Annotated in this window: 11 protein-coding genes; 6 read left to right on the top strand and 5 right to left on the bottom strand. The window is 73.3% G+C overall.

Features of this window, described 5'->3' with window-relative positions; translation table 11 throughout:
• Positions 1–79 precede the first annotated feature (79 nt).
• Together ACZ51D_RS18535 and ACZ51D_RS18530 are read right to left on the bottom strand one after the other, a co-directional pair.
• Positions 80–745 carry a TetR/AcrR family transcriptional regulator gene (locus ACZ51D_RS18535; protein WP_465621629.1) on the bottom strand — a complete coding sequence of 222 codons (666 nt, stop codon included), beginning with the start codon at positions 743–745 and terminating at the stop codon, positions 80–82.
• Between the two features lie 215 nt (positions 746–960).
• Positions 961–2,577, bottom strand: coding sequence for an MFS transporter (locus ACZ51D_RS18530; protein WP_465621631.1), 1,617 nt, complete (start codon positions 2,575–2,577; stop codon positions 961–963).
• Between the two features lie 288 nt (positions 2,578–2,865).
• On the opposite strand from ACZ51D_RS18530, the gene panB reads away from it, so the two are divergent.
• From panB to ACZ51D_RS18515, 3 genes are all read left to right on the top strand, one after another.
• Entirely contained in the window at positions 2,866–3,735 is an 870-nt protein-coding gene (panB, locus tag ACZ51D_RS18525) for a 3-methyl-2-oxobutanoate hydroxymethyltransferase (RefSeq protein WP_465621633.1), read from the top strand.
• Positions 3,736–3,919: 184 nt separating this feature from the next.
• Entirely contained in the window at positions 3,920–4,939 is a 1,020-nt protein-coding gene (locus tag ACZ51D_RS18520; protein ID WP_465662839.1) for an ATP-binding cassette domain-containing protein, read from the top strand.
• Entirely contained in the window at positions 4,936–5,748 is an 813-nt protein-coding gene (locus tag ACZ51D_RS18515; RefSeq protein ID WP_465621637.1) for an ABC transporter permease, read from the top strand. The genes ACZ51D_RS18520 and ACZ51D_RS18515 overlap by 4 nt, the downstream gene beginning before the upstream one ends.
• Positions 5,749–5,921: 173 nt before the next feature.
• On the opposite strand, the gene ACZ51D_RS18510 is transcribed toward ACZ51D_RS18515, so the two are convergent.
• Positions 5,922–9,308 carry an AfsR/SARP family transcriptional regulator gene (locus tag ACZ51D_RS18510; RefSeq protein WP_465662837.1) on the bottom strand — a complete coding sequence of 1,129 codons (3,387 nt, stop codon included), beginning with the start codon at positions 9,306–9,308 and terminating at the stop codon, positions 5,922–5,924.
• A gap of 229 nt (positions 9,309–9,537) precedes the next feature.
• On the opposite strand from ACZ51D_RS18510, the gene ACZ51D_RS18505 reads away from it, so the two are divergent.
• Positions 9,538–10,353, top strand: coding sequence for a site-2 protease family protein (locus tag ACZ51D_RS18505; protein WP_465621640.1), 816 nt, complete (start codon positions 9,538–9,540; stop codon positions 10,351–10,353).
• Positions 10,354–10,391: 38 nt separating this feature from the next.
• Here the strand turns inward: ACZ51D_RS18505 and ACZ51D_RS18500 are convergent, their stop codons facing one another.
• Positions 10,392–10,586: a hypothetical protein gene (locus tag ACZ51D_RS18500; RefSeq protein ID WP_360492665.1), complete on the bottom strand. Its 195-nt coding sequence runs from the start codon at positions 10,584–10,586 to the stop codon at positions 10,392–10,394.
• 131 nt (positions 10,587–10,717) lie between these two features.
• Positions 10,718–11,410: an NADPH-dependent F420 reductase gene (gene npdG / locus ACZ51D_RS18495; RefSeq protein ID WP_465662835.1), complete on the bottom strand. Its 693-nt coding sequence runs from the start codon at positions 11,408–11,410 to the stop codon at positions 10,718–10,720.
• 47 nt (positions 11,411–11,457) lie between these two features.
• On the opposite strand from npdG, the gene ACZ51D_RS18490 reads away from it, so the two are divergent.
• Both ACZ51D_RS18490 and ACZ51D_RS18485 read left to right on the top strand, forming a co-directional pair.
• A complete protein-coding gene (locus tag ACZ51D_RS18490) occupies positions 11,458–12,063 on the top strand; it encodes a hypothetical protein (protein ID WP_465662833.1) in 606 nt (201 codons plus the stop codon).
• A 91-nt stretch (positions 12,064–12,154) separates the two neighbouring features.
• Complete coding sequence (locus tag ACZ51D_RS18485; RefSeq protein ID WP_360492674.1) at positions 12,155–12,913, top strand: hypothetical protein; 759 nt, start codon at positions 12,155–12,157, stop codon at positions 12,911–12,913.
• Positions 12,914–12,950 lie beyond the last annotated feature (37 nt).

Below are 12,950 nucleotides of genomic sequence, written 5' to 3'. Positions count from 1 at the left end.
AGGACGCTCCGGTGGCGGTGCGGTGCGGCCCGACGACGGCCCGACGGCTGCTGGAGGACGGCTCGACGACGGCCCGGGGTCAGCGCGGCGCGAGGCCCTGGAGCAGCGCGTCGACCATCTTGCGGGCCAGGTCCGGGTCCTCCAGGTCGGAGTCGTCCCACAGGATGCTGCGGTAGAGGATCGGGCCCATCAGCAGGTCGCCGAGCAGGTCCAGGTCGAGGTCGGAGCGGAGCACGCCCTCGTCCATGGCGCGGCGGATCAGGTCCAGCCCCGCGTCACGGCGCGGCTTGACCACCCGCTCGCGGTACACGTTGTGCAGCTCGGGCAGGCTCTGCATCTGGCCCATGGCGGCCTTGAGCACCCAGCGGGTGCGCTTGGCGAGGCCGCGCCGGCGCATGTAGTCGACCATCTCGATCAGGTCGGCCCGCGCGCCGCCGCCGCTCGGCTCCGGCATCGGGGCCTCCAGCTTGCCGACCACGTCGACGAGCAGAGCCTCCTTGTTGGGCCAGCGCCGGTAGATGGTGGCCTTGCCGACGCCGGCGGCGGTGGCGATGCCCTCGATGGTGAGCTCGGACATCGTGGTGCCGCTCGCCATGAGGTCCACCACCGCGGTGAAGATGGCCTGTTCGGCGGCCTCGCTGCGCGGCCGGCCGCGGCGTGCGGCGGCGCAGGCCTGGCCGGCGTCGGCGTCAGCGTCGGCGGCGCAGTCCTGCTCGGTGTCGGCGGTCGGGGTGTCCGTCTTCATCCCCGCTGTTCTCCCTCGCTGTCCCCGGGGCGCGCGGGCGCCGTCCGTGTCATGGGCGGTCCGTACGGCGGGCGGGGGCCCGCCGCCGGGCCGAGGCCCTGCCGACCGGGTGCACCGGTCGGCAGGGCCATTGTCTCTCGGCTGTCCTGCGGCCCGAGCCGTGGTCCGGCCCGAGCCGTCCTGCGGCCCGAGCCGTCCTGCGACCCGGCCGCCGGTCAGGCCTCCGCGGCCGCGGTCTCCCGGCTCGCGTCCGCCTGCTCGCCCGCCGGACCGGCCGGGGCGGCCGGAGCGCCGGGGGCGGCGGTGCGGCGCGGCAGCAGGAACCAGGCGACCAGCGCGCCGACCAGCGAGATGCCCACCGAGAGCGAGGCGACCACGTGCATGGCGTGGATGAAGGAGTCGTTCGCCGGGGCGATCAGGGCCTTGCCGCCGGGGATCCGGTCGGCGATGGCCAGGGTGGCCTCCAGCGACTCGCCGGCCTTGTCGCGCAGATTCTCGGGCAGCTGGTTCAGCGTGTCGGACATCCCGTCGCGGTAGACGGTGGAGAGCACCGCGCCGAGCACGGCGACGCCCAGCGAGCCGCCGACCTGACGGAAGGTGTTGTTGACGGCCGAACCGGCGCCGGCCTTCTCGCGGGGCAGCGAGCCCATGATCGCGACGGTGACCGGCGGCATGACGTGCGCCATGCCGGCGCCCATCACCAGGCCGAGCACGATCAGCACCCAGATCGGGGTGGTGGCGGTCAGCACGATGTAGCCGACGAAGCCGAGCGCGACCAGCACCATGCCGGTCGCGGCGGTGGCGGCGACACCGAAGCGGTCGACCACCAGCCGGGCCCGCGGCGCGAACAGCAGCTGGGCGACGGCCAGCGGCAGCATCAGCAGACCGGCCTGCAGCGCGCTGTAGCCGCGCACGCTCTGGATGTAGAAGACGCCGAAGAAGGAGACGCCCATCAGCGCGAAGAAGATCACGCCGACGACCACCACGGAGGCGCTGAACACCTTGTTGCGGAACCAGGAGACGTCCAGCGCGGGGAACGCGGTGCGGCGCTCGAACCAGACGAAGGCGACCAGCGCGACCACACCGGTCAGGGTCGGTGCCCAGGCCTCGACGGCGGTGAAGTCGGCCAGCTCGCCGCCCTTGATGATGCCGTAGATCAGCGCGACCAGGCCGATGATCGACAGCAGCACGCCGACCGGGTCGAGCTTGCCCGGGTTGGGGTCCTTGGACTCGGGCACCAGGATCACCATCGCGATCACCGCGACGATCACGATCGGGACGTTGATCAGGAAGACCGAGCCCCACCAGAAGTGCTCGATCAGCAGGCCGCCGGTGATCGGGCCGATGGCGATGGCCAGGCCGACCGCGCCCGCCCAGATGCCGATCGCCTTGGGCTGCTCGGAGCGTTCGAAGACGTTCATGATGATCGCCAGCGTGGCGGGCATCGCGAGCGCGGCGCCGACGCCCATCAGGCCGCGGAAGCCGATGAGTTCACCGGGCGAGCCGGCCATCGCGGACAGCAGCGAGGCGATGCCGAAGACCACCATGCCGGCCAGCAGGGCGAGCTTGCGGCCGAAGCGGTCGCCGAGCAGTCCCGAGGTGAAGAGCAGCCCGGCGAACACCAGGGTGTAGGAGTTGATCGACCATTCCAGGTCGCTCTGGGTGGCGCCGAGGCCGACCGGAGCGGGGGTCGCGATGGTCTTCATCGCGACGTTGAGGATCGAGTTGTCGAGCACGACGACGAGCAGGGCGAGCACGAGGGTGCAGAGGATCGCCCAGCGCCGACGGTGGATGGCTTCCGGCACGCGGGGTGGCGCGGCTGCGGTGGTCATTGGTCTTCCCGTCCGTGTTGGCGTGGCACTGGCGGGCAATTCCGAGTCGGAAACGTCTCGTAACCCCCCGCACCAGAGTAGCGGGGAATACGATACGAGACGACCCCGTTTCGTAAAAACGAGGCAAAGTCCGAGGCCGCCGTCCGAGGCGACGGGCCCGGGTGTGTCACGGATCGCACCGGGACGAACGCACCCCTCTTTGCGCGCGCGCCGGGGCGTGCAAGCATGGAGGTGATCCGGGGACGCCGTACGGCGCCACGAGACGACAACCCTTCAGGAGTCCGTTCCATGAACGCTTCTTCGCCTTCGCCTGCCCAGAACCAGGCGTCGACCGCCACCCTCTACGGCGGGGTCACCAGCCGCCGCATCACCGTCCGCGACCTCGCCTCCGCCAAGCAGCGCGGCGAGAAGTGGTCGATGCTCACCGCCTACGACGCCCTGACCGCAGGCGTGTTCGACGAGGCCGGCATCCCGGTGCTGCTGGTCGGCGACTCGGCGGGCAACTGCCACCTCGGCTACGAGACCACCGTCCCGGTGACCATGGATCAGATGGTGATGCTCTCCGCCGCCGTCGTCCGCGGCACCAAGCGGTCGATGATCGTCGCCGACCTGCCGTTCGGCTCGTACCAGGAGTCCCCCGCGCAGGCCATGCACAACGCGGCCCGGCTGATGAAGGAGGCCGGGGTCGGCGCGGTCAAGCTGGAGGGCGGCGAGCGCAGCGCCCGCTCGATCGAGCTGCTGGTCGAGGCCGGCATCCCGGTGATGGCGCACATCGGCCTCACCCCGCAGTCCGTGCACGCCTTCGGCGGCTACCCGGTCCAGGGCCGCGGCGACGAGGCGGCGCACCAGCTGCTGCGCGACGCCAAGGCGGTCCAGCAGGCGGGCGCCTTCTCGGTGGTGCTGGAGGCCGTGCCGGCCGAACTGGCCGCCCAGGTCACCGAGCAGCTCGCGATCCCGACCGTCGGCATCGGCGGCGGCCCCGGCACCGACGCCCAGGTGCTGGTCTGGACCGACATGGCCGGCATGACGGCCGGCCGGGTGCCGAAGTTCGTCAAGCAGTACGCCAACCTGCGGGCCGTCCTGGGCGACGCCGCCCGGGCCTTCGACGAGGACGTCCGCGGCGGTGCCTTCCCCGCGGAGGAGCACAGCTTCCACTGACCGGCCGTTCGGCCCCGCTCCGAACCGAAGCGTCCGGCCCTGCTCCGAACCGAAGGGCTCGGAGCGGGGCCGCTGTCATGCCCGGACGGCGCTGACAGCGGCGTGACAGCCGCCTGGCAGCGGACCGCCGCGGCCGCCGCCGCGCTGACAGGGGGCTGACAGCCGGGGCGGACAACCTGGTGGCATGACACGAATCGCCACCGCCCCGAACGACCGGGGAGCCGCCGCCGGCAACGCCGTCGAGGTCCGCGGCATCGTCAAGCAGTACGGCACCACCAAGGCCCTCGACGGGGTCGACCTCACCGTGCGGGAGGGCACCGTCCTCGGCGTGCTCGGCCCCAACGGCGCGGGCAAGACCACCCTGGTCCGGGTCCTCTCCACCCTGATCAAGCCGGACGCCGGCACCGCCCACGTCGGCGGCTACGACGTCCTGCGCCAGCCCAAGCAGCTGCGCCGCACGATCGGCCTCACCGGCCAGTACGCCTCCGTCGACGAGCTCCTCTCCGGGTACGAGAACCTCTACCTGATCGGCCGGCTGCTCGACCTCTCCCGCCGTGAGGCCAGGACCCGCGCGAACGAGCTGCTGGAGCGGTTCTCGCTCACCGAGGCCGCCAAGCGGACCGCCAAGACCTACTCCGGCGGCATGCGCCGCCGCCTCGACCTGGCCGCCAGCATGATCGGCCGCCCCCGGGTGCTCTACCTGGACGAGCCCACCACCGGCCTGGACCCGCGCACCCGCAACGAGGTCTGGGACGAGGTGCAGCGGATGGTCGCCGAGGGCACCACCGTGCTGCTGACCACCCAGTACATGGAGGAGGCGGAGCAGCTCGCGAACGAGCTGACCGTCATCGACCGCGGCAGGGTCATCGCCAACGGCCTGGTGTCCGAACTCAAGGCCAAGGTCGGCGGCCAGACCCTCCAGGTCCGCCCGGCCGACCCGGCCGATCTGCCCGAGATGGCCCGCTGCCTGCGCGACAACGGCGTCAGCACCGCCACCTACTCCGCCGACACCGGCCTGCTCGCGGTGCCGATCACCGGCGACGAGCAGCTGACCGCGGTGATCGGCGTGCTCGGCGGCCGCGGCTTCGCGATCGCCGGCATCGACACCAAGGTGCCCAGCCTCGACGAGGTCTTCCTCGCCATCACCGGCAAGCCCGCCGACGCGGCACCCGCCCCCAGCCTCGCCAAGGAGCCCGTCGCATGACCACCGCCACGCTCGCCCCCGCCCGGGTCGAGGACTCCCGGATCGGCCTGTCCGGGACGCTGCGCCACGTCGGCGCGCTGACCCGGCGCAACCTGATGCGGATCAAGGCCGACCCGGAGTCGATGTTCGACGCCGTGCTGATGCCGGTGATCTTCACCGTGCTGTTCGTCTACGTCTTCGGCGGGGCGATGGCCGGCGACCAGGAAACCTACCGGCAGTACCTGGTCCCCGGCCTGCTCGGGCAGACCGGCCTCACCCTTGCGATGGCCGTCGGCACCGGCCTCAACAGCGACTTCCAGACCGGCGTGATGGACCGCTTCCGGACCCTGCCGATCGGCCGGGCCTCCGTCCTGCTCTCCAAGATCGCCGCCGAGACCCTCCGCGGGCTGCTCTCCTTCGCGATCCTGATCGGCTTCTCGATGTGCATCGGCTTCGAGGTGAAGACCGGCCTCCTGGAGGTACTGGCCACGATCGGCCTGGCCCTGGTGTTCGGCATGTCGATCGTCTGGATATCGATGCTGCTGGGCATGGCGCTGCGCAGCGCCCAGGCCGTCCAGGGCGTGTCCATGCTGGTCCTGATGCCGATGCAGTTCGGCAGCTCGATCTTCGCCCCGACCAGCACCATGCCGGGCTGGCTGCAGTCCTTCACCAAGGTCAACCCGCTGTCCGCACTGGCCGACGCCTCCCGGGCGCTGCTCAACGGCCAGGGCCCGGTGGCCCACCCGGTGATGATCGTGATGATCTGGTCCGCCGCCATCACCGCGGTCTTCGCCCCGCTCGCGGTGGCCCGGTTCCGCAAGCGGACCTGACCCTCTTCGAGGAAAAGGCCTCCGCCGGCCCTCCGCGGAAGGAGGGGCGGCGGGCAGGGCGGCCGGCTGCCCGGGACAGGCGCCGGCCGTCGTCCGGGCCCGGCGGGCCGGTGACCAGGGGACGGTCACCGGCCGGCCGGGCCCTCACCGCTCGCCCGGCCGCTCGCCCGCCGCTAGCCCGACTGCTCGTCCCCCAGCTCGCCCGACTGCTCGCCGATCAACTCCTCCAGCAGCTCGTGGGTCTGCTGCTGGGTCATCTCGTCACCGCGGGCGCGGGCCTCCTCGAACGCCTCGGTGCCGAGCAGCTCCCGCAGGATGCCGACGGAACGCTCACGCTCGACCCGGTCGAGGTAGCCGCCCTTCGGGCCGTGCAGCCCGCCGTACGCACCGGTCAGCACGGCCGCCACCTCGGCCCGCGCCAGGTCCCCGTCGCGCTCGGCGAAGGTGCACAGCACCGCGATGACGGCGGGAACCACCATCACCGTCATGTGCTCGGCGAAGCCGCTCGCGGCCGTGAGCGAGCGCAGCAGCCGCCGGCCCTCGCGCAGCATGGCGAGGCCCCGGTCCGGGTCGCCGGCCCGGGCCGTGATCCAGCCCCGGGCGCTGGTCAACAGCCCGGCCACGACGCTCGGCGCGAAGCCGCCCACGTTGACCACCTCGAGCCTGTCCAGCTCGGCCAGGGCCGGCCCGTACTCGCCGCGCTGGGCGTGGATGCCGCTGAGCGTCAGGTGGCCGAACATCAGGGCGCCGGTGGTGGACTGGTCGGTGCCCGGGGAGACGATGGAGGCCAGCGCCTCCCGGATCACCCGCTCGCCGCGCTCCATGTCGTACTCCAGCAGGGCGGTGCCGAGGTGCACCTGCAGGATCGGGATCTCCTGCGGCGCCCCCAGCTCCTCGGCCAGCTCGATCGCCCGCGCGTACGCGGCCGCGGCGGCCTCGGACTCGCCCCGGTTGGCCAGGCTCTCGCCGTGGGCGGCCAGCGCCTGGGAGACCCCCCAGAGGTTGCCGGCCCGCTCGTACAGCTCCAGCGAGCGCTCGCCGTCCGCGACGCTCTGATCCGCACCGCTCGGCCAGTCGTTCAGCATCCGGGCCCGGACCTGCAGGATGAACGCCAGGTCGCTCGACCCGCCGTACTGTTCGCAGCCGCGCACGGCGTCGTCCAGCAGGTCCTTCATCAGTTCCGGCCGGCCGGACAGGAAGGCGCCGAACACTCGCATCAGCGCCGGGAACCGGTAGCCCTGCGGCAGCTCCGGGGTGTAGACGTCCAGCAGCCCCTGGGCGACGGCGGCCGCGTCCTGGTCGCCGATCACGTCCAGGTTCCCCTCGAACAGCCCGATCAGCTGGTACATCGCGAGCAGCCGACGGGCCTCCTCCACCACGCCGTCGGGCATCGGCACGCCGTACGCGAGCACGCCGCGCTCCAGCGGCACCGGCGGCGGGACGTCCGGAGCGAGCGGGTCCGGTCCCAGGGCGGCGACCGCGTTGTACCAGTTACGGGCCTCCATGCTGTAGCCGCGCAGCGACCAGTACCAGCTCATGCCGAGGCACAGGACCAGCGCCTGCTCCTCGTCCCGCAGGTCGACCGCGCGGCGCAGCACGGCCCGGATGTTGTCCTGCTCGCGATCCAGCACCGTCAGCCAGTGCAGCTGCTGGGGGCCGTGGATGTACCGGTCGGCCTCCGCGACCAGGGCACGGAAGTGCGCCAGGTGGCGGGCCTCGGTGGCGGCGCGCTCGGCGGCGGACCCGGCGAGCCGCTCGTCCGCGTACTCGTGGATGGTCTCCAGCATCCGGTAGCGCGGCAGGCTGGCGCCGTCCAGGTCGGCGACCAGCAGCGACTTGTCGACCAGCGACAACAGCAGGTCGGCGACCTCCCCGGGGGCCACGTCGAGGCCGTCGGCGCAGACCGCCTCGGCGTCCTCCAGCTGCCAGCCGCCGGAGAACACCGAGAGCCGGCGCAGCACCGCGCGCTCCCGCTTGCCCAGCAGGTCCCAGCTCCAGTCGACCACCGCGCGCAGGGTCTGCTGGCGCGGCAGCAGGGTGCGGCTGCCCGCGGTGAGCAGCGCGAACCGGCCGTCCAGCCGGTCGGCTATCTGGCGGGCCGTCATCACCCGCAGCCGGGCGGCGGCCAGCTCGATGGCCAGCGGCAGCCCGTCCAGTCGGCGGCAGATCTCGGCGCAGGCCGCCGGGTCGCCCTGCGGGTCGAAGCCGGGACGGGCGGTGGCGGCGCGCTCGGCGAACAGCCGCAGCGCGACCGGGTCGGGCAGCGGCTCGACCGGCAGCACCGTCTCGCCGGGCACGCCGAGCGGCTCGCGGCTGGTGGCGAGCACGGTCAGCCCGGGGCACTCGGCGAGCAGCACGTCGGCGAGGTCGGCGGCGGCCTGGATCAGGTGCTCGCAGTTGTCCAGGACGAGCAGCATCCGGCGGTGGCCGCAGTGCTCGACCAGCCGGCGCACCGGGTTCTCGACCCGCTTCTCGATCACCTCGGCGACCATGCTGGTGCTGTGCAGCACGATCTCGCGCAGGCCGAGCGCGGAGACCACGGCGGCGGGCACCGCGTCCGGGCTCTCCAGCGGGGCGAGTTCGGCCACCCAGACGCCGTCCGGCCAGGCCCCGGCGGACTGTTCGGCCCGACCGGCCTCGACCGAGAGACTGGTCTTGCCGGAGCCGCCGGGGCCGGTCAGCGTCACCAGCCGACGCTCCGTCAGCAGGTCGCGCAGCGCGGCGAGATCCGCCTCCCGGCCGACGAAGCTGGTCAGCCGGCTGCGCAGGTTGCCGCCGGCGCGCGGAGGTTGGGGCGTCGCGGCGGCCCTGGTCGGCTCCGGCGCCGGCGTCGATTCCTTCTCCGCGGCGGGGGCGAGCAACTCGGCGTACACGGACTGGAGTTGTCGGCCCGGGTCGACGCCGAGCTCGTCGGCCAGGGCGCGCCTGGTCCGCTCGTAGTGGCGCAGCGCGTCGGCCGTCCGGCCGCTCTCGCGCAGCGCCCGGATCATCAACAGCTGCAGTGGTTCGTCCAGCGGCTGCCGCTCGCACAGCTCGGCGAGTTCGGCGACCAGGTCGGCGGCCCGGCCGAGCCCGAGATCGGCGGTGATCCGGTGCCGGCGGGCCTCCTCGCGCTGGGCCTCCAGCCGGGCGGCCGGCCCGGTGCGGTCCGGCAGGTCGGCGAGGGCGTGGCCGCGCCACAGCGCCAGGGCGGCGCGCAGCCGCTCGGCGGCGGCCGCGTGGTCCCCGGCGTCCAGGGCGCGGCGGCCCTCGGCGCTCAGCCGCTGGAAGTCGGCGAGGTCGGTGCCGGGGCCGGTCAGCCAGTACCCGGCCGGGCCGGAGCCGATCTCGTCCCGGCCGATGGTGCGGCGCAGCCGGCCGACCAGGGTCTGCAGCGCGGCGGAGGAGTCCTGCGGCGGGTCGGCGTCCCACACCTCGTCCACCAACAGGTCGGCCGGCACCGGGCGGCCCTGCCGCAGGGCCAGTGCGGTGAGCAGCGCCCGGAGCCGGGCGCCGCCGAGCGGCACCGGGGTTCCGTCGTCGTGGTGGGCCGTGGTCGTCCCGAGGATGCCGTAGTGCACCGGACCATTCTGGTCGATCGGCGGGGGTACAGCCGCACAATTGTGCTGGCGGCCCCGGCGCCCCCTGCCCGCTGCCCCATGCCCGCTGCCCGGCGTCCCCTGCCCGCGACGGAACGCGGCCGGGTGTTCGGACGTTCACCCGGAGCGGCTTGTCCGGTCACCGGCCCGCCCGGCATGATCGACCCCGGCCCGTATCCCGCCCTCCCCCTGCCCACGGAGCATCCACACCATGACCTTCGCCGCCACGCCGCGCTCCCGCAGCGAGGACCGCCGGATCAGCCCGGTGTTCTGGGTACTCCTCGCCATATTCGGCACCTCCGGCTGGGCGGTGTACTCGGGCTACGGCAACGCCTCGTTCGGGGTGTTCCTGTTCGTGGTCGCGGGCTGGATGGTCTCGCTCTGCCTGCACGAGTACGCCCACGCGCGCACCGCGCTGCACGGCGGCGACATCACCGTCGGCGCCAAGGGCTACCTCACGCTCAACCCGCTGAAGTACGCCAACGTGCTGCTCAGCTTCGTGCTGCCGATCGTCTTCGTGATCCTCGGCGGCATCGGCCTGCCCGGCGGCTCGGTGTGGATCGAGCGGCACCGCATCCAGGGCCGGCTCAAGCACAGCCTGATCTCGGCGGCCGGGCCGCTGGTCAACCTGGTGATCGCGGGGGCGCTGCTGATCCCGATCGGCGCGGGCTGGCTGGACGACCCGACGGTGCACGCGTTCTGGAACGGCTACGAGCTGACCATCTCGCCGTTCTCCGGCGCGCTCGGCTTCCTCGGCTTCCTCCAGCTCAGCGCGGCGGTGCTGAACCTGCTGCCGGTGCCCGGCCTGGACGGATACGGCATCGTCGAGCCCTGGCTGTCGTACAAGACGCGACGCGCCGTCGAGCCGTTCGCGCCGTACGGGATGCTCGCGATCTTCGCGCTGCTGTGGCAGCCCTCGGTGAACTCGTTCTTCTTCGGGATCGTCCACGACCTGATGAACCTCTTCGGCGTGGACCAGGACTACGCGACGCTCGGCCGGTACCTGTTCAGCTTCTGGAAGAACTAGCCCGGAACCAGCCCGAACCAGCCCGGAGCCAGCTCCTGCTAGCCCCGCTCGGCGGCCGAGGCGGCGGCCTCGGCGATCTTCGCCCGGCGGCGGTTCAGCCACAGCACGTTGCTGGCCACGCCGGCCAGCGGCACCCAGATCAGGCCCAGCCACAGGCCCTGGGTCAGCGAGAAGACGGCGGCCGCCAGCGCGAGGACGACGACGATCAGGGCGAGCAGGGACGTGCGGGGCATGGCGGAAGGCTCCTAGAACGGGTGCGGCCGACGAAACGGGTGCGGCCGGGCCGGGTTGCGGCCGCCACCCATTGTCGCCGACCTCACCTCCGGAGCGGGTCCAGGGGTGAGGTCGACACGGCGTCCATCGGTCACACGTCGGTGATCCGCAGGCCCGCGTGGGCCTTGTAGCGGCGGTTGACCGAGATCAGGTTGGCCACCAGCGCCTCGACCTGGTGGGCGTTGCGCAGCCGGCCCGCGTAGATGCCGCGCATGCCGGGGATCCGGGCGGCCAGGGCGCGCACGATGTCGGTGGCGGCCCGGTCCTCGCCCAGCACCATGACGTCGGTGTCGATCGACTCCACCGACTCGTCCTGCAGCAGCACCGCCGAGAGGTGGTGGAAGGCGGCGGTGACCCGGGAGTCCGGCAGCAGCGCAGCGGCCTGCTGGGCGGCGCTGCCCTCCTCCGGCTTCAGCGCGTACGCGCCCTGCTTGTCGAAGCCGAGCGGGTTCACGCAGTCGACGACGATCTTGCCGGACAGGTCCTCGCGCAGCGCGGTCAGCGTCGCGGCGTGGCCGTCCCACGGAACCGCGATGATCACCACGTCGCTCTCCCGGGCGACGGTGGCGTTGTCGGCACCGCGCACGCCGAGGCCCAGCTCGGCGGCCGAGGCCTCGGCCCGGGTGGCGTCCCGGGAACCGATGATCACCTGCTGGCCGGCCTTGGCCAGCCGCAGGGCCAAACCACGCCCCTGGTCACCGGTGCCGCCGAGGACACCGACCACCAGCTGCGAGACGTCCGGCAGCTCATGGGCCGGGTTTGTCGCTGAATCGAGGGAAGTCATGGGCCGATCCTGCCAAATCCCCGGCCCGGCGCGACATCCTGGCCCGCATGGACGCGGTGAGAGTTTCGGCACTCCGTGAACGGCTGTCCGGCACGGGCTGGTGGGAGACGGTCGGGGACTTCGCCGCGTCACTGCGGCACTCGGTGGAACGGCGCGGGGCCGGCGGGCTGCTGCTCGTCGGCACCGAGGCGTACGAGCCCTGGCACCTGGCCGCCCACCTCGAGGACGAGGCGGCCTGGTCGGCCGTCCCCCGGCTGGCACCCACCCTGCTGCGGCACCGCCCACCGGCCGGCGCCCCACCCCACCTCGCGCACGGCCTGCGGCGGCTCACCGACGCCGGACGCGGCGCCACCGTCCTGGTGGTCGCCCCGAAGGCGGCCGGCACCCCGCTGCTGGAGCGGGTGCACGACGCCCGACGGCACGGCGCGACCGTCCTCGCCGTCGACGGCGCCGCCCCCACCACCCCGAGCGACCTCGACGGGCTCGCCCACGAGCGACTGGCCGTCGGCACCGCCGCCGAGGAACCCTTCGACCTCGCCCAACACCTGGTCAGCACCGCCGCCGCACAGCCCTCCGGCCGCCGCACCACCCTCGACCGCCTCGCCGACCTGGCCGCCCGACTCACCGCGGCCCCCACGATCAGCCGCTGGTAGGCCCGTCGCCGAATCCGGCGGCGGGGACGGTGTTCAGGTGCTTGGAGCTCGGCAGCCACGCGGGCGACGGCCGCGCCCTAGACTGCCGGGCATGAAGACCGGGGGCTGGAAGCAGTGGGCGGCAGTGGTGGTCGTCGTGACCTCCGTGGTCGGCTCGCTCGGCTGGGCGCTGTCGCGAGGAAACAAGGTGGCGGACCAGGCCCGTCCCGCGGTCGGCACCACGCTCGACTCGCCGGTGCCGGACGTCGCGGCCCTGGCCGCCTCCTCCGAGGTGGCCGCCGCCGACCAGGCCCTCACCGCCGAGATCGACCGGCGGCTGGCCACGCTGCTCCCGGCGCTCTCCGGCGCCCAGGTGATCGGCGAGGGCGTCCAGGACGGCTGCGGGGTCGATCCCAGCCGGTCGGACGGGTTCGGGGCGCACTGGCCGGCCCCGAAGTGCCGTCGACAGGTGGTCAAGTACCTCGCGGTGAGCGGCGATCCGCAGCAGGCCCGATCGCGCTGGGAGCAGGCGATGACCGCCCAGGGCGCCCTGACCGTCGACTCCAACGCCTCGCCCCGGCCGGGCGAGGGACTCTGGTACGGCTTCCCGCGCAGCGACGGCGAGCACGACCTGCTCGGGGTGAGCCTGGCCTTCGACGAACGGAAGGACGCGGGCGGCCCCCCGACCCCGGGTGTGGGCTTCCCCTGGACGCTCTCCGCGCCGAACGCCGCCACGAAGGCCTGGGCCGACCGGGAGTCCAGGCCCGCGATGCCCGTGGACCAGGCCGCCGCCCAGGCGCTCGCGGGCGGGCGGCGCCTCGTCGTGCTGAGCGTGGACGAGGAGTACTTCACCGCCCCCGAGCCGCGCTGACCTGCCCGGCGTCGGTCACCCGGCACCGACCTGCCCG

It is taken from the genome of Kitasatospora sp. NPDC033851 (assembly GCF_055576085.1).
The sequence above is the reverse complement of the archived record's forward strand: the minus strand, read 5'-3'. Positions and strand labels throughout refer to the sequence as shown.

Coding starts and splice junctions, on each gene's coding strand:
- ACZ51D_RS18535 (WP_465621629.1), bottom strand. CDS start 745: ATGAAGACGGACACCCCGACCGCCGACACCGAGCAGGACTGCGCCGCC.
- ACZ51D_RS18530 (WP_465621631.1), bottom strand. CDS start 2,577: ATGACCACCGCAGCCGCGCCACCCCGCGTGCCGGAAGCCATCCACCGT.
- panB (WP_465621633.1), top strand. CDS start 2,866: ATGAACGCTTCTTCGCCTTCGCCTGCCCAGAACCAGGCGTCGACCGCC.
- ACZ51D_RS18520 (WP_465662839.1), top strand. CDS start 3,920: ATGACACGAATCGCCACCGCCCCGAACGACCGGGGAGCCGCCGCCGGC.
- ACZ51D_RS18515 (WP_465621637.1), top strand. CDS start 4,936: ATGACCACCGCCACGCTCGCCCCCGCCCGGGTCGAGGACTCCCGGATC.
- ACZ51D_RS18505 (WP_465621640.1), top strand. CDS start 9,538: ATGACCTTCGCCGCCACGCCGCGCTCCCGCAGCGAGGACCGCCGGATC.
- ACZ51D_RS18500 (WP_360492665.1), bottom strand. CDS start 10,586: ATGCCCCGCACGTCCCTGCTCGCCCTGATCGTCGTCGTCCTCGCGCTG.
- npdG (WP_465662835.1), bottom strand. CDS start 11,410: ATGACTTCCCTCGATTCAGCGACAAACCCGGCCCATGAGCTGCCGGAC.
- ACZ51D_RS18490 (WP_465662833.1), top strand. CDS start 11,458: ATGGACGCGGTGAGAGTTTCGGCACTCCGTGAACGGCTGTCCGGCACG.
- ACZ51D_RS18485 (WP_360492674.1), top strand. CDS start 12,155: ATGAAGACCGGGGGCTGGAAGCAGTGGGCGGCAGTGGTGGTCGTCGTG.